This is a genomic window from Actinomadura violacea, assembly GCF_017573465.1.
GTDB lineage: Bacteria > Actinomycetota > Actinomycetes > Streptosporangiales > Streptosporangiaceae > Spirillospora > Spirillospora violacea.
Genome location: NZ_JAGEPF010000021.1, coordinates 61,591 through 86,789, shown reverse-complemented (window position 1 = coordinate 86,789; position 25,199 = coordinate 61,591). Strand labels below are relative to the sequence as shown.

Annotated in this window: 23 protein-coding genes; 16 read left to right on the top strand and 7 right to left on the bottom strand. The window is 73.1% G+C overall.

Features of this window, described 5'->3' with window-relative positions:
- Nucleotides 1–87 precede the first annotated feature (87 nt).
- Both J4709_RS32370 and J4709_RS32365 read left to right on the top strand, forming a co-directional pair.
- The gene (locus tag J4709_RS32370; RefSeq protein ID WP_208246396.1) at nt 88–807 is read left to right on the top strand and encodes an SDR family oxidoreductase; all 720 of its coding nucleotides are present in this window, start codon (nt 88–90) and stop codon (nt 805–807) included.
- 85 nt (nt 808–892) lie between these two features.
- Nucleotides 893–1,570 carry a TMEM175 family protein gene (locus J4709_RS32365; RefSeq protein ID WP_208246394.1) on the top strand — a complete coding sequence of 226 codons (678 nt, stop codon included), beginning with the start codon at nt 893–895 and terminating at the stop codon, nt 1,568–1,570.
- A 49-nt stretch (nt 1,571–1,619) separates the two neighbouring features.
- Here the strand turns inward: J4709_RS32365 and J4709_RS32360 are convergent, their stop codons facing one another.
- Both J4709_RS32360 and J4709_RS32355 read right to left on the bottom strand, forming a co-directional pair.
- Nucleotides 1,620–4,385, bottom strand: coding sequence for an aconitate hydratase (locus J4709_RS32360; RefSeq protein ID WP_307801729.1), 2,766 nt, complete (start codon nt 4,383–4,385; stop codon nt 1,620–1,622).
- A 250-nt stretch (nt 4,386–4,635) separates the two neighbouring features.
- Nucleotides 4,636–5,043, bottom strand: a complete 408-nt coding sequence (locus J4709_RS32355) for an ATP-binding protein (RefSeq protein WP_208246390.1) — start codon at nt 5,041–5,043, stop codon at nt 4,636–4,638.
- Nucleotides 5,044–5,126: 83 nt separating this feature from the next.
- Here J4709_RS32355 and J4709_RS32350 point away from each other — a divergent pair, with 83 nt between their 5' ends.
- From J4709_RS32350 to J4709_RS32340, 3 genes are all read left to right on the top strand, one after another.
- On the top strand, nt 5,127–6,008 hold the full coding sequence (locus J4709_RS32350) for a helix-turn-helix domain-containing protein (protein ID WP_208246388.1): 882 nt from the start codon (nt 5,127–5,129) through the stop codon (nt 6,006–6,008).
- Nucleotides 5,996–6,187, top strand: a complete 192-nt coding sequence (locus tag J4709_RS32345; RefSeq protein WP_208246386.1) for a DUF397 domain-containing protein — start codon at nt 5,996–5,998, stop codon at nt 6,185–6,187. The genes J4709_RS32350 and J4709_RS32345 overlap by 13 nt, the downstream gene beginning before the upstream one ends.
- A gap of 414 nt (nt 6,188–6,601) precedes the next feature.
- The gene (locus J4709_RS32340) at nt 6,602–7,876 is read left to right on the top strand and encodes an HNH endonuclease signature motif containing protein (protein WP_208246384.1); all 1,275 of its coding nucleotides are present in this window, start codon (nt 6,602–6,604) and stop codon (nt 7,874–7,876) included.
- Nucleotides 7,877–8,476: 600 nt separating this feature from the next.
- Here J4709_RS32340 and J4709_RS32335 read toward each other — a convergent pair.
- Entirely contained in the window at nt 8,477–9,178 is a 702-nt protein-coding gene (locus J4709_RS32335) for an alpha/beta fold hydrolase (protein WP_208246382.1), read from the bottom strand.
- A gap of 200 nt (nt 9,179–9,378) precedes the next feature.
- On the opposite strand from J4709_RS32335, the gene J4709_RS32330 reads away from it, so the two are divergent.
- The 3 genes from J4709_RS32330 (at nt 9,379) to J4709_RS32320 (ending at nt 11,811) form a co-directional block, all read left to right on the top strand.
- The gene (locus J4709_RS32330; protein ID WP_208246381.1) at nt 9,379–10,947 is read left to right on the top strand and encodes an MFS transporter; all 1,569 of its coding nucleotides are present in this window, start codon (nt 9,379–9,381) and stop codon (nt 10,945–10,947) included.
- A complete protein-coding gene (locus tag J4709_RS32325; RefSeq protein WP_208246378.1) occupies nt 10,944–11,555 on the top strand; it encodes an acyl-CoA-like ligand-binding transcription factor in 612 nt (203 codons plus the stop codon). The genes J4709_RS32330 and J4709_RS32325 overlap by 4 nt, the downstream gene beginning before the upstream one ends.
- An 85-nt stretch (nt 11,556–11,640) precedes the next feature.
- Entirely contained in the window at nt 11,641–11,811 is a 171-nt protein-coding gene (locus J4709_RS32320) for a hypothetical protein (RefSeq protein WP_208246674.1), read from the top strand.
- Here the strand turns inward: J4709_RS32320 and J4709_RS32315 are convergent.
- Entirely contained in the window at nt 11,774–12,754 is a 981-nt protein-coding gene (locus J4709_RS32315) for a DUF2804 domain-containing protein (RefSeq protein WP_208246376.1), read from the bottom strand. The two genes, J4709_RS32320 and J4709_RS32315, sit on opposite strands and share 38 nt — an antisense overlap.
- Nucleotides 12,755–12,840: 86 nt before the next feature.
- Entirely contained in the window at nt 12,841–13,389 is a 549-nt protein-coding gene (locus J4709_RS32310; protein ID WP_208246374.1) for a hypothetical protein, read from the bottom strand.
- 204 nt (nt 13,390–13,593) lie between these two features.
- On the opposite strand from J4709_RS32310, the gene hpnC reads away from it, so the two are divergent.
- From hpnC to hpnH, 6 genes are read left to right on the top strand one after another with little or no spacing between them, the layout of a single operon-like run.
- Nucleotides 13,594–14,451: a squalene synthase HpnC gene (gene hpnC / locus J4709_RS32305; protein ID WP_307801728.1), complete on the top strand. Its 858-nt coding sequence runs from the start codon at nt 13,594–13,596 to the stop codon at nt 14,449–14,451.
- A gap of 3 nt (nt 14,452–14,454) precedes the next feature.
- Nucleotides 14,455–15,372, top strand: a complete 918-nt coding sequence (hpnD, locus tag J4709_RS32300) for a presqualene diphosphate synthase HpnD (RefSeq protein WP_208246372.1) — start codon at nt 14,455–14,457, stop codon at nt 15,370–15,372.
- Nucleotides 15,369–16,688 carry a hydroxysqualene dehydroxylase HpnE gene (hpnE, locus tag J4709_RS32295; protein WP_208246370.1) on the top strand — a complete coding sequence of 440 codons (1,320 nt, stop codon included), beginning with the start codon at nt 15,369–15,371 and terminating at the stop codon, nt 16,686–16,688. The genes hpnD and hpnE overlap by 4 nt, the downstream gene beginning before the upstream one ends.
- Nucleotides 16,689–16,743: 55 nt before the next feature.
- Nucleotides 16,744–17,775, top strand: coding sequence for a polyprenyl synthetase family protein (locus J4709_RS32290; protein WP_208246367.1), 1,032 nt, complete (start codon nt 16,744–16,746; stop codon nt 17,773–17,775).
- A complete protein-coding gene (gene shc, locus J4709_RS32285) occupies nt 17,775–19,682 on the top strand; it encodes a squalene--hopene cyclase (protein ID WP_208246365.1) in 1,908 nt (635 codons plus the stop codon). The genes J4709_RS32290 and shc overlap by 1 nt, the downstream gene beginning before the upstream one ends.
- Nucleotides 19,683–20,687: an adenosyl-hopene transferase HpnH gene (hpnH, locus tag J4709_RS32280; RefSeq protein WP_208246363.1), complete on the top strand. Its 1,005-nt coding sequence runs from the start codon at nt 19,683–19,685 to the stop codon at nt 20,685–20,687. It begins immediately after the preceding gene.
- On the opposite strand, the gene J4709_RS32275 is transcribed toward hpnH, so the two are convergent.
- On the bottom strand, nt 20,688–22,694 hold the full coding sequence (locus J4709_RS32275; RefSeq protein WP_208246361.1) for a bifunctional phosphatase PAP2/O-acyltransferase family protein: 2,007 nt from the start codon (nt 22,692–22,694) through the stop codon (nt 20,688–20,690). It lies immediately after the preceding gene.
- Between the two features lie 209 nt (nt 22,695–22,903).
- Here J4709_RS32275 and J4709_RS32270 point away from each other — a divergent pair, with 209 nt between their 5' ends.
- Both J4709_RS32270 and J4709_RS32265 read left to right on the top strand, forming a co-directional pair.
- Nucleotides 22,904–23,659, top strand: coding sequence for a PadR family transcriptional regulator (locus J4709_RS32270; RefSeq protein ID WP_208246359.1), 756 nt, complete (start codon nt 22,904–22,906; stop codon nt 23,657–23,659).
- A 4-nt stretch (nt 23,660–23,663) separates the two neighbouring features.
- Nucleotides 23,664–24,167 (top strand): DUF1707 SHOCT-like domain-containing protein, encoded by a 504-nt coding sequence (locus J4709_RS32265; RefSeq protein ID WP_307801726.1) that lies wholly within the window; start codon nt 23,664–23,666, stop codon nt 24,165–24,167.
- 42 nt (nt 24,168–24,209) lie between these two features.
- Here the strand turns inward: J4709_RS32265 and J4709_RS32260 are convergent, their stop codons facing one another.
- On the bottom strand, nt 24,210–25,148 hold the full coding sequence (locus J4709_RS32260; protein ID WP_208246357.1) for a LysR family transcriptional regulator: 939 nt from the start codon (nt 25,146–25,148) through the stop codon (nt 24,210–24,212).
- Nucleotides 25,149–25,199 lie beyond the last annotated feature (51 nt).

Sequence of the window (25,199 nt, the reverse complement as noted above, 5' to 3'; positions counted from 1 at the left end):
ACCCATTTGACGAGACCGATGGTCTCGATGAATACTTGTCGAGACAGAAGGTCTCAACAACTGAGGTTCACCACCAAGGAGCCAGGCATGTCGCTCACCGGCAAGCACACCCTCGTGTTCGGCGGCACCTCCGGCATCGGCGCGGCCACCGCCGCGCTGTTCGCCGCGCAGGGCGCCGACGTCACGATCACCGGCCGGGACGAGGAGCGCCTCGCCAAGGCCGCGGCCGGCGGGCTCACCGCCCGCCGCGTCGACGCCTCGTCCGCGGACGAGGTCACCGGCCTCTTCGCCGAGGAGGCCCGCTACGACCACCTGATCCTCGCGCTGAGCGGCGGATCGGGGGCCGGCCCGTTCGCCACGCTGGACCTCGCCGACCTGCGCGGCGGCTTCGAGGCGAAGTTCTGGCTGCACCTGCGGATCGTCCAGGCCGCGCTGCCGCGGCTCGCCGAGGACGGCTCGGTCACCTTCATCACCGCCTCGTCCGCCCGCGCCGCACTGCCCGGCACCGCCGGCCTCGCCGCGATCAACGGCGCGCTGGAGGCGATGGTGCGGCCGCTCGCGACCGAGCTGGCGCCGCTGCGCGTCAACGCCGTCTCCCCCGGCGTCATCGAGACGCCCTGGTGGGACGGGATGCCCGCCGAGCAGCGGGACGCGATGTTCGCCGCGCACGCCGCCGCGCTGCCGGTCGGCCGGGTCGGCCGCCCCGAGGACGTCGCGCAGGCGGTCCTGCTCGCCGCCGCCAACGGGTTCGTCACCGGCCAGGTGATCGAGTGCAACGGCGGCCTCAGCCTGCCGACCGGCCGCTGACCGCCTCCCCGGCACCGCGCCGCTCGCCGGTTCGTCCCGGCTGCCCTACTCTGTCGCCTGCCGATCACAGCGCGAGGAGACGACCGTGGCCGCCGACTTCCCCACCGACCCGCCCGCCGCCGCACCGGGGGAGGACGACGAGCAGCACATCTCCCCCGACCGGCTGCGGGCGCTCAGCGACGGGGTCTTCGCGATCGCGGCGACCCTGCTGATCCTCGAGGTGAAGCCGCCGGCCGCGGACGAGGGCGTCTGGTCCGGGCTGCGGCACGAGTGGCCCGCGCTGGACGCCTACGCGGTCTCGTTCCTCATCATCGGGATCGCCTGGATCCACCACCACAACCTGTTCCACCAGGTGCGGAAGGTGGACCGGGGGCTGCTGTTCCTCAACCTCGGGATGCTCGCGACGATCTCGTTCCTGCCCCTGCCGGCCGCCACCCTCGGTAACCACCTCGGCAGGGGCGACGCGCCCGCCGCGGCGGTGTTCTACTCGATGTCCATGGCGGCGGCTTCGCTGTGGTTCACGCTGTTCTGGCACCACCTGTGCCGCCGCCCCGCGCTGATGCATCCGCGGGCGCGCGACGGAGCGCGGCGCGCCCGCGCCCGGTCCCTGCTGGGCCCGGTCGGCTACGCGGTCGCCGCGCTGGTCGCGCTGCTCAGCCCGGTCGGCTCGCTGGTGCTCAGCGCCGCGATCGTCCTGTACTTCATCGTCGGGCGCCGCGCCCCCGCCACCCGCACCCGCATCCCCGCCGCCTCCGGCGAATGACGACGGGCCGCCTCCCCTCCCGGGGAGACGGCCCGTTTCACGGCGGCCGTTACTTGCGGATGAGGTTCCGCAGGACGTACTGCAGGATGCCGCCGTTGCGGTAGTAGTCCGCCTCACCGGGGGTGTCGATGCGGACGTCGACCTTGAACTCCTTGCCGTCCGCCTTCACCGTCACCTCGCTCGGGATGCCGCCCTCGTTGAGGCCCGTCACGCCGGTGATGTCGAACGTCTCGGTGCCGCCCAGGCCGAGCGACTCGGCGGAGTCGCCCTCCTTGAACTGCAGCGGCAGGACGCCGAGGCCGATCAGGTTCGAGCGGTGGATGCGCTCGTAGGACTGCGCGATGACGGCGCGGACGCCGAGCAGCGCGGTGCCCTTGGCCGCCCAGTCGCGGGACGAGCCGGAGCCGTACTCCTTGCCCGCCAGGACCACCAGCGGGGTGCCCTGCGCGGCGTAGTTCTGCGCGGCGTCGTAGATGAACGCCTGCGGCGCGCCGTCCTGCGTGAAGTCGCGGGTGTAGCCGCCCTCCACGTCGTCCAGCAGCTGGTTGCGCAGCCGGATGTTGGCGAACGTGCCGCGGATCATCACCTCGTGGTTGCCGCGGCGCGAGCCGTAGGAGTTGAAGTCCTTCACCGCGACGCCGTTGTCCTGCAGGTACTGCGCGGCGGGCGTGCCGACCTTGATGGACCCGGCGGGCGAGATGTGGTCGGTGGTGACCGAGTCGCCGAGCTTGGCGAGCACCCGCGCGCCGTGGATGTCGGAGACCTGCTCCGGCTCGGCGCCCATGCCGTCGAAGTACGGCGCCTTGCGGACGTAGGTCGACGCGTCGTCCCACTCGAACAGGTCGCCGGTCGGGATGTCGAGGCCGCGCCAGCGGTCGTCGCCCTTGAAGACGTCGGCGTAGCTCTGCGCGAACATCTCCTGCCCGATGGACGACTCGACGATCGCCGAGACCTCGTCCGGCTCGGGCCAGATGTCGCGCAGGTAGACCGGGCCGTCGGTGCCCTCGGCGATCGGGTCGTTGAGGATGTCGATGTCCATCGTCCCGGCCAGCGCGTAGGCGATGACCAGCGGCGGGGACGCCAGGTAGTTCATCTTCACGTCGGGGCTGATGCGGCCCTCGAAGTTGCGGTTGCCGGACAGCACCGCGGTGACCGCCAGGTCGTTGTCGTTGACGGCCTTGGAGATCTCCGGCTGCAGCGGGCCGGTGTTGCCGATGCAGGTGGTGCAGCCGTACCCGACCAGGTTGAAGCCGATCTTGTCGAGGTACGGGGTGAGGCCCGCGCGCTCGTAGTAGTCGGTGACGACCTGCGAGCCCGGGGCGAGGGAGGTCTTCACCCACGGCTTGCGGGTGAGGCCCCGCTCGACGGCGTTCTTGGCCAGCAGCGCCGCGCCGATCATCACGTACGGGTTCGAGGTGTTGGTGCAGGACGTGATCGCCGCGACCGCGACGTGCCCGTGGTCCAGCTCGAAGCTCGTGCCGTCGTCCAGCGTCACCGGCACCACGTTGTGCGGGCGGCCCGAGCCGCTCGCGTCCACGTGCCGCGGCTTGTCGCCGGCGCCGTCGTGCTCTATGGCCGGCGAGTCGGAGGCGGGGAAGGACTCGTTGGACGCCTCGTCCGCCGGGCCCATCACGCTCTTGACGTAGTTCTGCACGTCGCGGCGCCAGGTCTGCTTGGCGTCCGACAGCGAGATGCGGTCCTGCGGGCGCTTCGGGCCGGCCAGCGACGGGACGACCGTGGACAGGTCCAGCTCGAGGTACTCGGAGAACTCCGGCTCGACCGACGGGTCCAGCCACAGGCCCTGCTCCTTGGCGTAGGCCTCGACGAGCGCGATCTGCTCGTCGTCCCGGCCGGTCAGCCGCAGGTACTTCAGCGTCTCGTCGTCGATCGGGAAGATCGCGCAGGTGGAGCCGAACTCGGGGCTCATGTTGCCGATGGTGGCGCGGTTGGCCAGCGGCAGCGCGTGCACGCCCTCGCCGTAGAACTCGACGAACTTGCCGACGACGCCGTGCTCGCGCAGCATCTCGGTGATGGTGAGCACCAGGTCCGTCGCGGTGGTGCCGGCGGGCAGCTCACCGGTCAGCTTGAAGCCGACCACGCGCGGGATCAGCATGGAGATCGGCTGGCCGAGCATCGCGGCCTCCGCCTCGATGCCGCCGACGCCCCAGCCGAGCACGCCGATGCCGTTCTCCATCGTGGTGTGCGAGTCGGTGCCGACGCAGGTGTCGGGGTAGGCGACGCCGTTGCGGTCGAACACCACGCGGGCCAGGTGCTCGATGTTCACCTGGTGGACGATGCCCGTGCCCGGCGGGACGACCTTGAACTCGTCGAACGCCGTCTGCCCCCAGCGCAGGAACTGGTAGCGCTCCTTGTTGCGCTCGTACTCCACCTGCACGTTGCGCTCGAACGCCTGCGGCGAGCCGAAGTACTCGACGATGACGGAGTGGTCGATGACCATCTCGGCGGGCGCCAGCGGGTTGATCTTCGTCGGGTCGCCGCCCAGGTCCCGCACGGCCTCGCGCATCGTCGCCAGGTCCACCACGCACGGCACGCCGGTGAAGTCCTGCATGATCACGCGGGCCGGGGTGAACTGGATCTCCTTGCTGGGCCGCGCCTTGGCGTCCCACTGGGCGAGCGCGCGGATGTGCTCGGCGGTGACGTTCGCGCCGTCCTCGGTGCGCAGCAGGTTCTCCAGCAGCACCTTCAGGCTGTACGGGAGACGGGCCGAGCCCTCGACGGCGTCCAGCCGGTAGATGTCGTACGACTTGCCGCCCACCTGCAGCTTGCTCAGGCTGCCGAAGCTGTTCGCGGACACGGACTCCTCCTCCGTCGCACGCCGCGCGTCGGGTCCGGGACATGACCGCGCGGCGACGTTCATCGTGATGTTCAATGTGCGCCCGCCCTCGCGGCCGGCGCGGGTCGGGCGGCGCGGCACGCGGCGAGGCGGGTGTGCTCGTCTACCTTGATCCTGCCCTAGTCAAGCCCCTGACCGGGAACCGGGTCCGCCTAACTTCCGCAGGATTTTTCTTGATGTCAAGATACATCCAATTTATCTCGACATCAAGCTACTCTGCCCTCGGCAGCTTCGCCCACACCGCCTTGCCCCCCTCGTTCAGCGGCCGGACGCCCCAGCACCCCCGCACGAACCCGGCGACCAGCAGAAGCCCCCGCCCGCACACCGCCCCGTCGTCCGGCGGCCGCACCACCGGGCGGCCCGCCCCCGAGTCCCACACCTCGACCACCGGCCGCCCGTCCCGCTCGTCCAGGTACAACCGGACGACGATCGGCCCCTCGCCATGCCGCCAGGCGTTGGTGACCAGCTCGCAGACGACCAGCCGCCCGAGGTGGTCGCCGGCGATCCCCCACTCGGCGAAGCACCCGGCAAGAAACCGCCGCGCGAGCAAGGGCGCGTGAACGGTCGGTTCGAGGACGAGCGTGCGCGGACCTTCGGGCGCGAGCGCCATAGCGGACATACCGGTTCACCTCGGAAGACTCCATGGATTCCTGTGGCCGAAGCGTCTCCCCGCGGCGATGCTGCGGGCAGGAGAAGCGCGAGGTGGCAGGCATCGCCGCGACTTCGCGTCCATCACCGGTCATCACCCGGTCACCACTGGAGGTGGACATGCCGCAACGCCCGAAGCGACTCACACCGTCACGAGGGCCGCTCGACCTGTTCGGATCCGAGGTGCGGCGGTATCGGACGATGGCGGGACTGTCGCTGGCCCAGCTCGCAGAGCAGATCCCCTACGCCCCGTCCACGATCGGAGAGATCGAGCGCGGCGAGTCCGGCTGCGACCGCGGCTTCGCCGAGGACTGCGACCGCGTCCTCGACACCCGCGATGCCCTCGCCCACCTCCATGACGGGCTCTTCGACGGCCGCAGCGCCGCGTATCCGGCGTGGTTCGCCGACTGGCCCGAATACGAAGGGCAGGCTGAGACCCTGCGCGCCTACGAGCCGCTCGTGATTTACGGCTTGTTGCAGACGCCAGGCTATGCAGACGTGCTCTTGTACGGCGACCAGAAGGCCGTCCAAGCGCGAATGGAACGGCAAGGAGTCCTGTCCCGCAAGGAACCGCTGCCGCCGCGACTGATCTACCTGCTTCCAGAGCGGGTCCTGCGGTCACGCGTCGGCACTCTGGCCGTGATGTACGAGCAACTGCATCACCTCGCCGACGCGGTGTCGCCGCGCCTGTCCGTTCAGGTCATTCCCGACGGCGCACCGCACCCGGGGAACTCCGGGGCGTTTGTCGTCGCCACCCTGCCGGGAGACTCACGTATCGCCTACGCTGCATCCGAGCCGCAGGGAAGGATCCTCGATGGGCGCTCCGACGTTGAACGGCTGAACGAGCGGTTCGCGGACATCGCCACCTACGCGCTTCCGGCTGACTTGTCGGCCGCGCTGATCAGGGAGATTGCAGACGAAGCATGGAAGTCATGAGAGCTCACCCCGGGTGGCGCAAGAGCAGCTACAGCAGCTCGCAAGGCGACAACTGCGTCGAGTTGGCCGATCTCGGCGGGACGATCGGCGTCCGCGACAGCAAGGATCCGTGTGGCGGTCACATCAACATCAGCCGTCAAGGCCTGGACGTATTGCTCGCTCGGCTGAAGCAGCGGTGACGTCCGCGTTTTGAGCGAAGCTACGCCGGGTTAGGCCGGGCCGGGTCTAGAAGAGCGACCAGTCGGCATACCGTAACGAATTCGCCGGCAAGAGGGGTGTTCGGGTGGTGGGGTGGCGCTGGCGTACGGGGCCGCCCCTCCAAAGTCAAGGGCGCCTTCGGCGTCGCTTCGCGATGGACTTCGTCCACCCTTGACTTTGGAGCCTCTGCGGCCCCTGAGGCAGCGTTAGGGGCAGGCTCCGCCTGCCCCGCCCCGGGTCGCGCCACCCCACCACCCCCCTCCGTACGCGTGTTCCAATGAACGCGGCAACCGATGGCGCGACGCAAATAGCCGCCATTCAAGTACCGGAAAGTATCCGCGTTGAAGCATCGAATTCAAGATGCAATTGCCGGTCACAGCGGGTATTATCTAGGTATGCATTCAGTGACGGTCGAGCTTGAGGCCGCGTCCACCATGGAACTGGTGAACGCGCTCTCCGCCATCGCCACTGAACTCGCCAGCCGAGGCGTCCCCGAATCAGCAGCCGCATGCCTGGAACTGACCGAAACTCTCGCGGCGGCCTCCGATATCCAGGAAAGTGTGCTGGCCGGTTTCATCGGCCGAGTCGACGCCGCCGGGGAACAAGCACGGTGGGGATATCCCTCGCCCCAGGCGTGGCTCCGCTCCCGCCTGGGCATGCGAGACAACCGCGCCAAAGAGCGCCTCACCCTCGCCCGGCAGCGCCACCGCCTGCCCCAGGTCTGCGCCCAACTCGCCTCCGGTGACCTGCCCTACGGCTACGCCACCACCATCGCCGACTCGGTCGCCCGCCTGGACGACACCGACTGCGCCGAAGCCGAGACGACCCTCCTCGGCTTCGTCGACCAGGGCTTCTCGCCCGGGAAGGTCGCCGCGTTCGGCCGCCGCATCCGCGACCTGATCGCCGAACGCGACGACACTGAAGACGCCCCCGATGAGGACACCAAGCGCGGCTACGACAAGTCGTGGATCACGACCACCCGCTCTCTGGACGGCGGCCGCTACGTCAAGGGCTGGCTGAACCCAGAGGACGCCGCGATCTGGGACGGCACCCTGGCACCGCTGGCCAAGCCGGCCGGGCCCGACGACCGCCGCGACGTCGCCGAGCGGACAGCGGCAGCACTGTCCAGCGTCCTGTCGGGCGGGCACAAGGCCACCAAGGTCACCGTCATCTGCGACCTGGACACCCTCACCGGCGGCAACACCCCCGCCCGCCTCACCGACGGCACCCCGATCCCCGCCGCCCAAGCCCGCCGCATCGCCCTGTCGGCCGGAGTGTCGCCCCTCCTCCTCGGGAAGGGGAACACCCCGCTGTATCTGGGCTGGCGGGAACGGTTCGCCTCCTCTGCACAACGGCAGGTCCTCGAAACGCTGTACCCGTCATGCACAGTACGGGGATGCGAGCTGCCGGGGACGTTGTGCGAGGTCGACCACGTGCACGGATGGGCACTCGGGGAATCGCCCACCGACATCGACCAGCTCGCACTCGCCTGCGGATGGCACAACCGGTTCAAGCACACCCGCCCCGACCAGATCCAGATCACCAAGGATCATGACGGACGCTACGTCTACCGGCTGCTGCCGCCGCCCGACGCCCGACCATCTTCGGGAGGCCATTCGCCACCGAGTGACATCGGGCCGCCTGATCCGGCGCTCGACTGGGCTGCATAACCCACCCCACCAGTACGACCGTACGACTACCCGGGCCCGCCCGGATCCCAACTGGATCCCGGGCGGCTCCGGCATGCCCACATCACCTGGAACAGAGCACGCGTACGGAGGGGGGTGGTGGGGTGGCGCGACCCGGGGGCGGGGCAGGCGGAGCCTGCCCCCATCACCTGCCCAGGGGCCGCAGAGGCTCCAAAGTCAAGGGTGGACGAAGTCCATCGCGCAGCGACGCCGAAGGCGCCCTTGACTTTGGAGGGGCGGCCCCGTACGCAAGCGCCACCCCACCACCCGAACACCCCTCTTGCTCCATCTCCGGAACAACCCCTCACACCGATCGCGACCCCCTCAATGCCGTCACCTCAATGCCCCCGCCTCAATGCCCCCGCCCCAATGCCGTCCTCGATACGACGACCCCGGCACGACCACCCTCAGCACGCCCCTCCGTCACGACCACCCCGATGCGAGCACCTCGGCGCGACCACCCCCGCACGACCACCCCCACGCGACCACCCCCGCACGACCACCCCGCGCGACCGCCTCGATGACGCCCGCCTCGATGACGCCCGCGCGGATTCGTCGAGGCTTCCCGGTGGCCCTCTGCCTCTATGCGTCCGCGGGCCTCGCCGTCACCGTGTCGTGCTCGTCGAGCAGGAGTGCGGCAACCGCGTCCGGGGCCTCTCGCATGGCGTCGTGGCCGGTCGGGAGGTCGTGGACCCGCCACCCCGGATCGGCTCGGAGGCGGCTGCGGAGGTCGGCGAAGGGCGTGCCTTCCTCCCATCCCGAGCAGTAGACGAACTCCCGGCGAGGGATCCGGGCGAGCGCGCCGGTGAGCCGGACCGCTTGCAGGAACGACGCGAGCGGATGCGGACGGCGGCGCGGGTCGCCGTCGCCCGGCGGCCGGACCGCGTAGCCGGTGGACGCGGCGCCGGCGGCGAACACCTCGCGGAAGCGCTCGGTCGTCGACGACCAGCACGACTCGCCGTGGCGCGGTACGTAGGCGTCGAGATGCACCAGCCGTGCGACCCGCCCGGCGGCGCGGTCCGCGGCGGCGGAGATCACCATCCCGCCGTAGCTGTGCCCGACCAGTGTCACGCCGGTGACGCCGGCGCGGTCGAGGAGCCGCAGGACGTCACCGGCGTGCGTGTCGAGGTTGGCGGTCGCGACGGTCGCCTCGTCGTCGTCCGGCCGCAGACCGGTCAGGGTCAGCGCGTGAACGGTATGACCGGCCCGTTCCAGCAGCGGAACCACCGCCTCGTACGTCCAGGAGCCGCGCCAACCGCCGGGCACGAGAACGAACGTCGCCATGGATTTCTCCCTCTCTCCAGCCTGCCTGAAGGCAGTCTCACGAGACCGCGGCGTGGCCGACCACCGATAGAGCGCCGACTGATGCCCTTTCGCCGCCAAGGTGCCGGCCCCGAGGCGGGAAGGTTAAGAAAACGATTGACGACTATCAACTGACAGTGCACTATCAAAATAGAGCGAGCTTTCACTTTGAGGAGGACGTCATGACGACGACGCACCCCGGGCGGCCGGCGCGGCGGTGGTGGGCGCTGGCCGCGCTCACGCTGAGCGTGCTGATCGTGGGACTGGACGGGACGATCATCAACGTCGCGCTGCCGACGCTCTCGGACGAGCTGGGCGCGACCAGCGCGCAACTCCAGTGGATCGGCGGCGGCTACCTGCTGGCGCTGTCGGTGGGGATGCTCCCGGCGGGGCTGCTCGGCGACCGGTACGGCCACCGGCGGCTGCTGGTCGGCGGGATCGCGCTGTTCGGGCTCGCGTCCGCGGTGGGCGCGCTCGCCGGGACGGCCGGGCAGGTGATCGCGGCGCGCGCCGTCCTCGGCCTCGGCGCGGCGATGATCACGCCGCTGTCGATGGCGATCCTGCCGAAGGTGTTCGGCAGGGACGAGCTGCCGCGCGCCATCGGCGTGTGGACGGCGGCGACGGCGGTCGGGATGCCGATCGGCCCGCTCGTCGGCGGCTGGCTGCTCGACCACTTCCCGTGGGGGTCGGTCTTCCTGTTCAACGTGCCGGTGACGGCGCTCGCCGCGGTCGCGTGCCTGTGGCTCCTCCCGTCGGACGGCCCGCGCGCCCGGGACGGCAGGCCGTTCGACCACCTCGGCACGGTGCTCGGCACCCTCGGCATCGTCGCGCTCGTCTACGGGACCATCCAGGTGCCTGGGCACGGCTGGGGCAGCCCGTCCGTGCTGGCTCCGCTCGCCGCCGGCGCCGTGCTGATGGTCCTGTTCGTGCGGCGGCAGCGGCGGGCCGCCGCGCCGCTGGTGGACCTCGGGCTGTTCGCGGACGGGACGTTCCGGTGGGGCGCGATCATCGCCGTCTTCGTCAACTTCGCGGTGATGGGGCTGCTGTTCGTCGTCCCGCAGTACCTGCAGGCGGTGCTGGGGAACGGCGCGTTCGGCGGCGGGCTGCGGCTGCTGCCGCTGATCGGCGGGCTGATGGCGGCGGCGACGCTGGCCGAGCCGCTCGTCCCGCGGCTCGGCGCCCGCGTCGTGATCCCGGCGGGACTGCTGCTGCTGGCAGGCGGCGCCCTGCTCGGTGCCGCCACCGGCCCCGGCGACGGCTACGGCCTCACCGCCGGGTGGCTCTCGGTGGCGGGTCTCGGGTTCGGGCTGGCGATCGTCCCGGCGACGAGCATGGTGCTCGGGACGCTGCCGCAGGACGGTCCCGGCACGGGGACGAGCCTGCTGGAGACGATCCAGCAGCTCGGCGGGGCGCTCGGCGTCGCGGCGCTCGGCAGCGTCCTGAACGCGGGCTACCTGGCGCGGCTGTCGGTGACGGGACTCCCGGGCACGGCGGCGGACGCGGCGCGCGGCTCGGTGACCGGCGCGAACGCGGTGGCCGCCCAGCTGCACGACAAGGCGCTGGCGGCGTCCGCGCACGGCGCGTTCGTCCACGGTATGGACCTGACGCTTCTGGTCTGCGCGGGGGCCGCGCTCGTCGCCGCCGTCCTCGCGGTCGCCTTCCTGCCCGGCCGCACCGGCGCCGCGCAGGCGGAGCGAGGCGAGGCCGCGGCACCGCAGGCGGCCGTGCGCGCGGGAGAATTGCCGGCATGAGCACCAGGGAGGCCCCGGCCGGCAAGGCGTGCGGGCTGCGCGAGCGCAAGAAGGCGAAGACCCGGCTGGCGATCCGGCGCGCGGCGTACCGGCTGTTCGCCGAGCGGGGCTACGAGGCGACGACCGTCGACCAGATCGCCGAGGCGGCCGAGGTCTCCCCCAGCACGTTCTTCCGCTACTTCCCGGCGAAGGAGGACGTGATCCTGTCGGACGAGTACGACTCGGCGCTCGTCGACGCGCTCGCCGCGCGCCCGGCGGACGAGCCGGTCCTGCTGTCGCTCCGGCACTCGATGACGGATTCGCTGGGGCTCGTCCTGGAGGCCGACCGCGAGGAGCTGTTCACCCGGATCCGGCTGTCCTTCACCGACCCCGGCATCCGGGCCCGCGCGATGGACGAGCAGCTGCGCAACCAGGACGCGGTGGCGGCGGCGATCGCGGACCGGACCGGCCGGGACGCCGCCGAGCTGGACGTGCGGTGCGCGGCGGCGGCGATCATCGCGGTCTCGATGACGGTGATGCGGCACTGGGTGGACGGCGGCGGCGCCGAGGATCTCACCGCCCTGTACGACCGCCAGCTGACCACCCTGTTCGAGGGCCTGCGCCTGTAGCCGGCGCCGGGGCGGCTGTCCTGGTGCTGATCGTCCCGGTGCCGGCGCTGAACCGCCGGGCCCCGACGTTGGAGGAGGCCGCGCGATGACGCTGCTCACCAGGTGGGGCCGGGACCTCGACCTCGACGCGGTCCTGCCGGAGTACCCGCGGCCGCAGCCCGTCCGCGACGGCCACCTCAAGCTGCCCGGACGGCTCGTGCGCGCGGTCAACGACCGCCTCACCAGCGCTGGCGCGCCTCCTCGGCCCATCCCGTGAGCCCGTCGAACTCGACCCAGGCGCCGTCGTCGGTGCGGGCACGCCCGCTGAAGTGCCCGAAGCACTGGTGCGTCTCGCTGCCGACGAGACCGAGCTCGACCCGGGAGACCTTCTCGTGGAACGGGCGGAACTCCGCCTCGACGCGGTCGCCGGTGATCGCCCAGGGGCGGGTCCAGCCGGACCGGTCGTAGGTCCACTCCAGCTCGTCGCCGATCTTGTGCAGCCGGCCGTCGACGATCAGCGCGTTCTCGGTCATGCCGGTGCCCTCGGTCCATTTGCCGCCGAGCTGGAGCGCGATGCCGGGGCCAGCGGCGGCCGCCCAGTTCCACGTCATCCGGTACGGCCACCGGCCGCGGCCGTGGTCGAGGACGGCGAAGGCGCCCTCGCCGACCTCGTGCTCGCCCGACGGGAGGACGAGTCGCCCGTGGACGGGCCGCCCGACGTCCTTGACCGTGTACTGGAACCGGGTGTCGCTCCACGGGATCACGACGCCGAGCGACTCGTGGCCGTCCGGCAGCGGGATCTCCAGCTCGATCCGGACGCCGCGCGCGGCGGCGCGCAGGGACGTGCCGTCCGGGCGCTGCCGGATGCCGACCGCCGCTCCCCCGCCGCGGACGGCGGCCTCGCCCTCGCCGCTGCGCTCGGGGAACGCGGCGCCCCGCGCGAACGGGACCACCGCGTCCCTCGCGATCTCCTCGCCGGTCTCGCGGTCGAGCACGTAGATGCCGTGCACGCCCGCGTAGTCCAGTGACGACGCGACGAGCCCGATGATGTGCCGCGGTGTGACGACGCCCCAGTACTCCCAGCGCTTCGTGCGGCCCCAGCCGCGCAGGTTCGCGCGGTGCAGGGGCCGGCGCGTCCAGCCGACGGCCGCCGGGTTCAGATGCCCGCCGGAAAGGCACAGGTCGACGGGCTCGGTGATCTCGCGCTCGTGCGTCGGCATTCCCTGAGACTAACCGCCGTTCCGGGGCGACGATCGGCCGCCGGCGGGCGCCCGTCCCGGCGGGGGCGGGACGGGCGCGGCCGCGGTCAGGACTTGTCGACGTGGCCCGGCACGGGGTCGGAGGCGTGCGGGCCCGCGATGACGGTGCCGCAGCCGCCGCAGGACTGCTGGACCTGCTTCAGCAGCGTCATCTTGTTGAGGGTGAGATAGCCGATGTTCACCGTGACCGCCGCATTGTCCGAAACCAGCACGGCGACGGCCGAAATGTTGGTTTTGGTGTAGTTCCCGTAGGCGGTCGCCTGCGCCGGCGAGCCGAACTCGGCGTAGGACATCTGTCCCGCCGCGTTCGGGAACAGCTCGCCCTTCTTCTCGTAGCAGCTGTATTCGCGGTAGAACGTCGTCTGCTTGGAGTACGGCTTGTCGATCGCGAACGTGCCGTCGTTCCATTCACCGTAACCGCACGCGCTGTCGCCCCCGAGGGCGGTCTCGCCCACCCCTTTGACCAGGTCGAACGTCAGCTTCCGTGCGGCAGGCGCGGCCGGCGCCGTACTCTTGGCCCCCGTGCTCTTGGTGGCCGCGTGCGAGGTCCCCCCGGACCCCCCGCAGCCCGCGACCAGGACCGCGCTCACCCCCATGAGCCCCACCATGGTCCCCCAACGTATGCCGGTTCCCCGCATGTCCGGACTTCCTCTCTGAACGGCCTTTACGCGAATGATGGGCTGCTCAATGACCCAGACGCCAGGGACTCCGGATCGGTTCGGCCCGGGACACGCGGCGCTTCAATAAGTCCATACCTCGGCCAGAGTTTCTTTAGTGCCGGACCGGCGAATCTCACAAAGGTGATCACCGATTCACCCTGGAGCGCGTTCGACCACGACCGCATGCTGGACGCGCTGGCGGCCCGGGAGAACTTTCCCGTCGCCGCCCGGCTGCTGCCCGCCCGGCACCGCGCCGACCTGCGGGCCGTGTACGGCTTCGCGCGCCTCGTCGACGACATCGGGGACGAGGCGCCGCGCGAGCAGCGCGCGGACCTGCTGGCCCTGGTCGACGACGACCTGGACCTGGTCTTCAAGGGCGGGACGCCGAAGCTGCCGCAGCTGCGCCGGCTGGCCGGCACGGTGCACGCGCACGCGATCCCGGCCGAGCCGTTCCGGCGGCTGGTCGAGGCGAACCGGCAGGACCAGGTCGTCCACCGCTACGAGACGTTCGAGCAGCTGGTGGAGTACTGCGCGCTGTCGGCCGACCCGGTCGGCCGCATCGTGCTGCACGTGTTCGGCGCCCAGGGCGCCGGGCTGGAGGGCGCGTCGGACCGGGTCTGCACGGCGCTGCAGATCATCGAGCACTGCCAGGACGTCGCGGAGGACCACCGCGACGGCCGCGTCTACCTGCCGGCCGAGGACCTGCGCAGGTTCGGCTGCGAGGACGCCGACCTGGCGCGCCGCGCGACGCCGACGCGGCTGCGCGGGGTGCTGGCGCTGGAGGCCGGGCGCGCCCGCGACCTGCTGGACCGCGGCGCCGCGCCGCTGCTGAAGGGACTGTCCGGATGGGCCCGGGTCGCCGTGGGCGGCTACGTGGCCGGCGGGCGGGCGACGCTGGCGGCGCTCGCCGAGGCCCGCTACGACGTGCTCGCGCATCCGCCGCGTCCCCGCCGGGCCGCCGTTCTGGCCGGGTGGGCGCGCGCACTGGGAAGGGGCTGAGCGATGACGGTTTCAGAGACGTGTGAGCGCACCGACGAGATCGCCGGGGCGTACCGGCACTGCGAGCGGGTGGTGCGCGAGGAGGCCCGCAACTTCTCCTACGGGATACGGCTGATGCCGCCGCCGAAGCGCCGCGCGATGAGCGCGATCTACGCGTTCGCGCGCGGCGTCGACGACATCGGGGACGGCCCGGAGCCGGCGTGCGTGCGGCTGGACCTGCTGGACCGGTCGCGGCAGCGGCTGGCGACCGTCCAGGAGGTGCTGCGGCGGCGCAGCGACGTGCGGGCGCTGGAGGGCCATCCGGTGCTGACGGCGCTGGCGGACGCGGCGGGCCGCTTCCCGATCCCGCTCGCCGCGTTCGACGAACTGATCGACGGCTGCGAGAGCGACGTGCGGGGCGCGCGCTACGAGACGTTCGACGACCTGCTGCGCTACTGCCAGCAGGTCGCGGGCACGGTGGGCCGGCTGTCGCTCGGGGTGTTCGGGTCGGACGGCCGGCAGCGCGCCGAGGGCCTGGCGGACTCGCTGGGCGTCGCGCTGCAGCTCACCAACATCCTGCGCGACGTCCGGGAGGACCGGATGGCGGGCCGGGTGTACCTGCCCGCCGAGGACCTGGAGCAGTTCGGCTGCACGCTGGAGCTGGACGAGTCGGGCGTGTTCATCGACCCGCCGTGGCGGCTGCACAAGCTGATCGGGTTCCAGGCAGAGCGGGCCCGCGCCTGGTACGCGGAGGGGCTGCGGCTGCTGCCGCTGCTGGACCGGCGCAGCGCCGCGTGCACGGCGGCGATGGCGGGGATCTACCGGCGGCTGCTGGAGAGCATCGCCGCGAACCCTGCGGCGGCGCTGAACTCGCGGGTCTCGCTGCCGACGTGGCAGAAGGCCGTGGTGGCGGCGCGCGCGCTGACGGGGGTGGAGCGGTGAGCGTCGTCGTCGTCGGCGGCGGGCTGGCCGGCATCAGCACCGCGATCGCCCTGCAGGAGACGGGTGTCCCGGTCACGCTGGTGGAGGCCCGCCCGTGGCTCGGCGGCGCGACCCACTCGTTCCGCCGCGACGAGCTGAGCGTCGACAACGGCCAGCACGTGTACCTGCGCTGCTGCACCGCTTACCAGGGGCTGCTGCGGCGGCTCCGCGCCGAGCACCTGGTGCGGATGCAGGACCGGTTCGACGTGGCGGTGCTGCGGCCGGGCGCGCGGCCGGCGCGGCTGCGCAGGTCGCCGCTGCCCAGCCCGCTGCACATGCTGCCGTCGCTGGCGCGGTACTCGCACCTGCCGGTCACCGACCGGCTGCGGGCGGTGCTCGCGTCGGCGGGGCTGCAGCGGCTCGACCCCGACGACCCGGCGCTGGACCTGCGGTCGGCGGGCGCGTGGCTGGCCGAGCGCGGGCAGCGGCCGTGGGCGCGCGAGGCGCTGTGGGGGCTGTTCATCACCGCCGCGCTGAACGCCGAGGTCGACGACGCGGCGCTCGGCCTGTCGGCGATGGTGTGCCGGCGGGCGCTGTTCGGCCGCCCGGACGCCGCCGACATCGGCGTGCCGACCGTCCCGCTGGCGGAGCTGCACGGCGGCCCGGCGCTGCGCCGGATCGCCGAGATGGGCGGCACCGTCCGGCTGAAGGCGAAGGTCGAGGCGGTCACCACCGACCCGAAGGTGATCGTGGACGGGGTGCCGATCGCGGCGGACGCGGTGGTGCTGGCCGTCCCGCACGAGGCGGCGGCGCGGCTGCTGCCCGCCGAGGCGCTGCCGCAGCCGCTGCGCTGGCACGAGCTGGACGCGAGCCCGATCGTGAACGTGCACGTGGTGTACGACCGGCCGGTGCTGGACGAGCCGTTCGCCGCGGCGGTCGGCTCCCCCGTCCAGTGGATCTTCGACCGGTCGGGGGTGGCCGGGCTGCGCGACGGCCAGTACCTGGCGATCTCGCTGTCGGCCGCGGACCGCTGGATCGACCGGCCCACCGCGGCGCTGCGCGCGGAGTTCGTGCCGGAGCTGGCGCGGCTGCTGCCGGGGGCGCGCGGGGCGCGCGTCCGGGAGCTGTTCGTGACGCGGGAGCGGCGGGCGACGTTCCGGCAGCGGCCGGGCAGCCGGTCGCCGCGTCCGGGGGCGGCGACGAGGGCCCGCGGCCTGTTCCTGGCCGGCGCGTGGACCGACACGGGCTGGCCCGACACGATGGAGGGCGCGGTGCGCAGCGGCCTGACCGCCGCCCGCCTGGTCCGCCGCCACCTGGAGGGGGTGAGGGACCGGTGACCGCCGCGTCCGCCACGGCTCACCCGACCCACCGCTGCTTGGAGAGGTGTGATCGATGACGGCCGTACCGGTCTCGATGACCGATGTCCGCGGGCTGGTCGACGGGGCGCTGCGCGCCGCGGTGGGCCGGCTCGATCCGCGCACCTACCGGGTCGCGGCCTACCATCTCGGCTGGGCCGACGAGGAGGGCCGGCCGCTCGCGGCGCCCGCCGGGAAGGCGCTGCGCCCGGCGCTGGCGCTGCTGTCGGCGCGGGCGGCGGGGGCGCCGCCGGAGAGCGCGCTGCCGGGCGCGGTGGCGGTGGAGCTGACGCACGCGTTCTCGCTGCTCCACGACGACATCATGGACGGCGACCGGACGCGCCGGCACCGCCCCGCGGCGTGGACGGTGTTCGGGGAGCCCGCCGCGATCCTGGCGGGCGACGCGCTCCTCGCGCTCGCCCTGGAGGTGCTGCTGGAGGCGCCCGGACAGGGCTCGGCGCGGGCGGCGCGCGCGCTGGCCGTCGCGACGCGGCGGCTCATATCGGGCCAGTCGCTCGACCTTGAGTTCGAGACGCGCCGCCAGGTCGGGCTGGAGGAGTGCGCGGCGATGGCGGCGGACAAGACCGCCGCGCTGCTGGCCTGCTCCTGTGCGATCGGCGCGGTGCTGGACGGGGCGCCGGAGCCGCTGTGCGCCGCGCTGGAGGCGTTCGGCGCCGACATGGGGCTGGCGTTCCAGCTGGTGGACGACCTGCTCGGCATCTGGGGCGACCCCGCCACGACCGGCAAGCCGGCGCTGTCGGACCTGCGGTCGCGGAAGATGTCGCTGCCGGTGGTGGCCGCGCTGACCTCCGGCACGCCGGAGGGCGCGCGGCTCGCCGAACTGTACGCGAAGCCGCCGGGCCCGGGCGGCCCGGACGGCCCGGGCGAGGACGACCTCGCCGAGGCCGCCGCGCTCGTCGACGCCGCCGGCGGGCGGGCCTGGGCCGAGGCGGAGGCCGACAAGCGGATCGCGAGCGCGACCGCGCACCTGGCGTCCGCGGCGCTGCCCGAGCCCGTCCGCGCCGAGTTCCTGCACATCGCCGCCTTCGTCACACGCCGGGACCACTGATGACCGCGACCGAACCCACCGAGACCGCGACCGCAGGGACCGCCGAGAGCACCGCGGCGCGCACGCCCGCCGAGGCGATGGCGGCGGCCCGCGACCACCTGCTCGGCCTCCAGTCCCCCGAGGGCTGGTGGAAGGGCGAGCTCCAGACCAACGTGACCATGGACGCCGAGGACCTGCTGATGCGGGAGTTCCTCGGCATCCGCACCGCCGACGACACCCGCGAGGCGGCCCGCTGGATCCGCTCGCAGCAGGCGCCCGACGGGACCTGGGCGAACTTCCACGACGGGCCGCCGGACCTGTCCACGACCGTTGAGGCGTACGTCGCGCTGCGGCTCGCCGGCGACGAGCCGGACGCCCCGCACATGCGCCGCGCCGCCGCGTTCGTCCGCGGCGAGGGCGGGATCCCCGCCACCCGCGTCTTCACCCGCTTCTGGCTCGCGATGTTCGGACAGTGGCCGTGGGAGCGGCTGCCGGCGCTGCCGCCGGAGATGGTGTTCCTGCCGCACTGGTTCCCGCTGAACGTCTACGACTTCGCGTGCTGGGCGCGGCAGACGATCGTCCCGCTGACGGTCGTCGCGGCGAAGCGCCCCGTCCGGCCGCTGCCGTTCGAGCTGGAGGAGCTGCGGTCGGGACGGGCCGTGCGGCGCCGGCGGAACGCGGTCCCCGGCTGGGACGAGGCGTTCGCCGCCCTCGACCGGGTGCTGCGCGGCTACGAGCGGCGGCCGCTGCGCGGCCTGCGGACGGCGGCGCTGCGCCGCGCCGCCGAGTGGATCATCGCGCGGCAGGAGCCGGACGGGTCGTGGGGCGGCATCCAGCCGCCGTGGGTGTACTCGCTGCTCGCGCTGCACCTGCTCGGCCACGGCCTGGACCATCCGGTGGTGCGGCGCGGCCTCGACGGGCTGGAGCGCTTCACCGTCCGGGACGCCAAAGGCCGCCGGCTGGAGGCGTGCCAGTCCCCCGTCTGGGACACCGTGCTGGCGATGAACGCGCTGGTCGACGCGGGCCTGCCCGCCGGCCACCAGGCGCTCGAGGCCGCCGCGGAGTGGGTGGTCGGCGAGGAGGTGCAGGGGCCGGGCGACTGGTCGGTGCGCCGCCCCGGCCTGCCGCCGGGCGGCTGGGCGTTCGAGTTCGACAACGACTACTACCCCGACACCGACGACACCGCCGAGGCCGTCCTCGCGCTCACCCGGGTGGACCATCCGAAGGCCGAGCCGGCGATCGAGCGCGGCGTGCGGTGGATGGCGGGGATGGTGTCCAAGGACGGCGGGTTCGGCGCCTTCGACGCCGACAACACCCGCGCGCTGTGCCGGCGGCTGCCGTTCTGCGACTTCGGCGAGGTCATCGACCCGCCGTCCGCCGACGTCACCGCGCACGTCGTGGAGGCGCTCAGCCACCGCGGCATGGCCGACTCGACGCTGGTGAAGCGGGCCGTCGTCTGGCTGCTGAAGGCGCAGGAGGACGACGGGTCCTGGTTCGGCCGGTGGGGCGCCAACCACGTCTACGGCACCGGCAGCGTGGTGCCCGCGCTGGTCGCGGCGGGCGTCCGGCCCGAGAAGCCGGCGATCCGGCGGGCCGTCCGGTGGCTGGAGAGCCACCAGCGCGACGACGGCGGCTGGGGCGAGGACCTGCGCTCCTACCGCGACCCGGAATGGGTCGGGCACGGCGTCTCGACCGCGTCGCAGACCGCGTGGGCGCTGCTGGCGCTGCTGGCGGCCGGGGAGCGCGGCCAGGCCGTGGAACGGGGCGTGCGGTGGCTCGTCGAGCACCAGCGCCCGGACGGGACGTGGGACGAGGACCACTTCACCGGCACCGGGTTCCCCGGCGACTTCTACATCAACTACCACCTGTACCGCCTGGTGTTCCCGCTGTCGGCGCTGGGCCGCTACGTGAAGGAGATCGATTCCTGAATGGCCATGCCACTGCGCCAGAGCCTGCGCGTCGGCGGGTACGTCCTGCGGAACAAGCTGGCGGGCCGGAAGAAGTTCCCGCTCATCGTCGAACTGGAACCGCTGTTCGCCTGCAACCTGGCGTGCGCCGGCTGCGGCAAGATCCAGCATCCGGCGAGCGTCCTGAAGCAGCGGATGCCGGTCGAGCAGGCCGTCGCCGCGATCCGCGAGTGCGGCGCGCCGATGGTCTCCATCGCCGGCGGCGAGCCGCTCATGCACCCGCAGATCGGCGAGCTGGTCCGCGAGCTGATCCGGATGAAGCGGTACGTGTTCCTGTGCACGAACGCCGCGCTGATCCCGAAGAAGATCGACGACTTCGAGCCGTCCCGGTACTTCGCGTGGGCGGTGCACATCGACGGGCTCCGCGAGCGGCACGACGCGTCGGTGTGCAAGGAGGGCGTGTTCGACGAGGCCGTCGCGGCGATCCGGATGTGCCAGGAGCGCGGGTTCCGGGTCACCACGAACACCACCGTGTTCAACACCGACACCCCGCAGACCGTCATCGACGTGCTCAACTACCTCAACGACGACCTGCGCGTCGACCAGATGATGATCTCGCCCGCCTACGCCTACGAGAAGGCGCCCGACCAGGACCACTTCCTCGGCGTGCAGGAGACGCGGTCGCTGTTCCAGAAGGCGTTCGCCGACGGCAACCGCAAGCGCTGGCGGTTCAACCACTCGCCGCTGTTCCTGGACTTCCTGGAGGGCAAGGCCGACTTCCCGTGCACGGCGTGGGCGATCCCGTCGTACTCGCTGAAGGGCTGGCAGCGCCCCTGCTACCTGATGGAGGACGGCTACGCCGAGTCCTACAAGGAGCTGCTGGAGGACACCGACTGGGACTCCTACGGCCGGGGACGCGACGACCGCTGCGCCAACTGCATGGCGCACTGCGGCTACGAGCCCACCGCCGTGTTCGCGACGATGGGCTCGCTGAAGGAGTCGCTCCGGGCCGTCCGGAGCGTGTGATCAGCCGTCCCGCAGCTCGCGGATGACGTCGCGGACGCCCGCCGTCAGGGCGTCCGCGTCGTCGACCAGGCCGGTGTCCGCGCAGATCCCGAAGCACAGCTCGCCGTCGACGCCGAGCGCGGCGACGGCGAGCGGCGCGCCGGGCGCGAGCGGGACGACCGGGTACACGCCGGTCACCGGGACGCCGGTCAGCAGCATCTGCTCGCCGCTGGCCGGCAGGCTCGACACGATCCCCTGCAGGAACCGGCCGCCGTAGACGGCCCGCGCGAACCGGGCGTGCAGCGGCCCCGGCATCAGCCTCCCGACCTGCCGCATCACGAACCACGCGGCCAGCGCGCGGGTCCCCGACCGCAGCACGCGGCTGCGCCGGGCGATCAAGGCCAGGCGCTCGCGTTCGGGCATCGCACCGATCGGCAGGTCCACCATGACGGCGGTGGTGTGGTTGCCCTCCATGCCCTCGCCGGGCGCCCGCATCATCAGCGGCACCGCGACGCGGCACTCGCGCGGCGGCGCTCCCGCCGGGAACCGGACGGTCCGCTGCAGGGCGCCCGCGACCGCGCACATCACCACGTCCGAGACGCGGGCGCCGTGCCGCCGCGCGATCTCGCGGGGCTCGGCGAGCGGGACGCGCAGGGTGCCGAAGCGGCGCCCGGCGGTCCCCGCGGACGGCAGCCGCGGCGCGGCGCCCGTCCCGCCGTCCGCGGCGAGCTGGGCGAGGCCGACGGCCCCGGCGAGCGCCTCCCGGACGCGGCGGCGCGGCGGCGCCGCCGGCCCGCGCCCGCCGGGCGGGCCGGGCGCGGCGGGCTCCATCAGCGAGATCGCCTGCGCGACGACGCCGACGCCGTCCGCGACGACGTGGTGCATCAGGAAGACCAGCGTGGTCCGGCCCGGCGCGGCCCCGCCGACCAGGATCATCCGCCACAGCGGGCGGTCGCGCGGCAGCGGCTCGGCCTGGATCTCGGCGATCATCGCGCGCAGGCCGGCCATCCCGTCGACGGTGCGCTCGGTGACGTGCCACGACCAGTCGACGGCGGGATGGTCGAGCCAGACCGGCCGGCGCCAGCGGCCCCGGTCGGCGAGCCGCTGCCGGAACCGCGGCAGCCGGTCGAGCCGGTCGCCGATCAGCCGGACCAGGTCGAGCCGGCCGAGCGCGCGGCGGGAGGTGTCGAGCATGATGACGCCGCCCGCGTGCTGCGGCGCGGCGGCGCTCTCCACCGCCAGGAAGAACGCGTCCTGCGCCGGGACGCGCTCGGCCGCCGGCGGGCGCGCCGCCAGCCGCTCGCTGGTGACCACCGACAGCGCCACCAGCGGCACCGCCGCGACCGCGTCCAGCACATAGTGGTTGGCGGTCGCGACGATGACGTAGGCGGTCACCGCGATGTGCGCGCCGTTCAGCGCCCGCACCGGCCGCGGCGCACGCGCCCGCGCGAGCTCGACGCCCGCCCACAGCGTCCAGGCCATGTGCAGGGACGGGACGGCCGCGAACCGGTCCGCGTGCTCGATCAGCGGTGAGCCCCACGATCCCCACGTCCGGCCGAGCCGGACGGTGTCGACGAACCCGAGGTCGCCCAGGAACCGCGGCGGCATCACCGGGAACAGCGCGAAGCAGGCGATCGCGGCGACGTTCAGCATCACGAACGCGTTGCGCGCCGTCCGGTACCGCTCGGGATGCCGCAGGTACAGCCAGACCAGCACCGCGAGCGTCGCGGCGACGTAGGTGGTGGCGTACTCGTAGTCGGCGAGGACGCGCCAGACGGGCCGTCCGGCGAGCCAGCCGTTGAGCGCCGGCTCCAGGTCGAGGTGCAGGGCCCGCTCGATGCCGAGCACCATCTCGCCGTGGCGGCGGGCCGCGTGCTCCCTGACCTGCTCCGGCAGCATCGCCACCAGGGAGTACAGGCCGAACAGCGCCAGCCCGAGCAGCACCTCGCCGCTCGCCCGCCCCCGCGTTCCGGCTCCGTCCCGGGTGAGGACCGCGTCGCGCGCGGTCACCGCGTCCTGAGTCCCCATCGTCCCCCCGCCGGGCTGTTTACCCAGCATTTCCGCCGGTCAGACGGCCATGACCGGAATAGATGATCATGTCCCGGATGTCGGCGGCCGCGGGCCGCGCGCCCCGGTCCGGCGGATTCGGGAACTCTCTGGCCCGACGAGCCGTCTTCGATATATCGTTGTCGTATCGCGAGGGATCAAAGAGAGATCTCAGAAGGAAGGTGCAGAACATGGGATCGGCACATCGGCACGGCGGACCCGACCTCGGCTGGGCGTTCGCGGCGGCGGCGCTCGGAGCGAAGGCCGCCCACGCGGCGGCCCGGCACCACGGGCACGGGCACGGAGCGGGCCTCCGGGGCGACTTCCCCGGCTTCGGCCCGATGTTCGGCGGCGGACCCGGCGGCCCCTGGGGGCCTCCAGGCGGGTTCGGGCCCGGCCGGGCGCCCTGGGCGCGCGGGCGCGGCCCCTGGGGCCGCGGGCCCAAGGCGCGCAAGGGCAACGTCCGCGCGGCGGTCCTCGTCCTGCTGGCCGAGGAGCCCCGCAACGGCTACCAGATCATCCAGGAGATCAACGAGCGCAGCGGCGGCGCCTGGAAGCCGAGCCCCGGCGCGGTCTACCCGGCGCTGCAGCAGCTCGCCGACGAGGGCCTCATCGCGGGCGAGGAGGGCGGCGGCCGCCGCACCTTCCACCTCACCGACGAGGGCCGCGCCTACGTCGAGGAGAACGCCGAGCGGCTCGCCGAGCCGTGGGCGGAGATGACGCCCGAGTTCGGCGAGGGCGTCCCCGAGCTGTTCAAGCAGGCCGCGCAGACCGGGGCCGCGGTCATGCAGATCGTCCACTCCGGCTCCCCCGACCAGGTCGCCCAGGCCCGGGACGTCCTGTCGGAGGCGCGCCGGAACCTGTACCGGATCCTGGCCGACGACGCCCCCGACGGCGCCTCCGACGGCGACGACGCGGGCCCGACGGCCGCCGACGACGAGGAGTAGACCAGTGACTCGCCCGGACGACATCCGCATCGGCGACGCCGAGCGGGACGCCGTGATGGTCGCCCTGCACGACCACTTCGCGGCGGGGCGGCTCGACCGCGGTGAACTCGACGAGCGGCTGGACGCCGTGCTGACCGCCAAGACGCGCGGCGACCTGCGCGCCCTCGTGCGCGACCTGCCCGCGCCGACCGGCCTGCCCGAACCGGGCGGGCCGGCGGCGGCCTTCGGCGACGTCCCCTGGGGCGTCGGCCACGCGGTCATGTTCGGCGGCCCGGGGCACCCCATGCACCACCGCCGCCACCGCCACCCGGCGCACCACCGCCGGCACGGCCCGCACTTCGCGTTCCCGCTGATGCTGGCCGTGTTCCTCGTGGTCACGTTCACCGTGGGCGTGGGCACGGCGGCGCTGGCCGTCCTGCACATCGCGCTGGCGATCTGGCTGGTCCGCGCGGTCATGCTCCTGACCGGTGCCCGGCGCTCCCGCCGCCACCTCACCCCCGGCGCCTGACCCGGGACGGCCCGCCCGCTCCGGCGGCGGGCCGTCCCGGCGTTAGGCGGCGGGGCGTTCGGGCGGGAGCGCGCAGCGGGACGGGACGGCGTCGCGGAGCGCGCCGAGGGCGCGGGCGATCAGCGGGTTCGCGCGGCTGCCGCGCCGGACGCAGGTCAGCACCCGCCGCATCGGCACGGCGTCGCCGGACAGCGGGACGCGCACGACCTTCTCGCCGGCCGGCCCGTCCGCCAGCCGCGGGACCAGCGACACGCCGAGCCCGTTGCCGACCAGCGCCCAGATCACCGACCAGGTGGTGGCGTTGTGCGCGATCCGCGGCGTGAAGCCGGCGGCCGCGCAGTAGGCCATGACCTGCTGGTGGTGGGCGCAGCCCGCGGGCTGGACACTGATCCACGCCTCGGCCGCCGCGTCCTCCAGCCGGACGCCGCGGCGGCCCGCGAACGGGTGCCCGGCGGGGACGATCAGGTCGAGCGCCTCCGCCATCAGCGGCTCGCGGTCGAAGCGCGGGTCACCGGGCGGCGGCGCGTCCGCGGTGGGCTCGATGACCGCGACGTCGGTCTCGCCCGCCGCGAGCAGGCCCACGGCCACGTCGGTGTCGCACTCGCGGATCTCGATCGTCAGGGCCGGGTCGGCGCGCAGCAGCGCGCCGGCGGCCGGGGCGACCAGGCCGCCGACCGCCGTGGTGAACCCGCACATGCGCAGCGGCCCATGGGCGCCCGCGCGGTGCGACTCCAGGTCGGCGAGCGCCTCCTCCCAGCGGGCGAGCATGGCGTCGGCGTGCTCGATCAGCAGGTGCGCGGCCGGGGTGAGCCGCACGCGGCGGCCCTGCGGTTCCAGCAGCGGGACCTTGAGCTCGCGCGCCAGTTCGCGCAGGTGGTGGGAGACGGCGGACGGGGTGAGGTGCAGCGCGTCCGCCGCCGCGGTGACCGTCCCGTACTGGTGGACGAGCCGGAGCATGTGCAGCCGCCGCAGGTCGATCATGCAATCATCTTGCACATACGGGTGCGGAAATGTGAAATGGACGGCAATGTT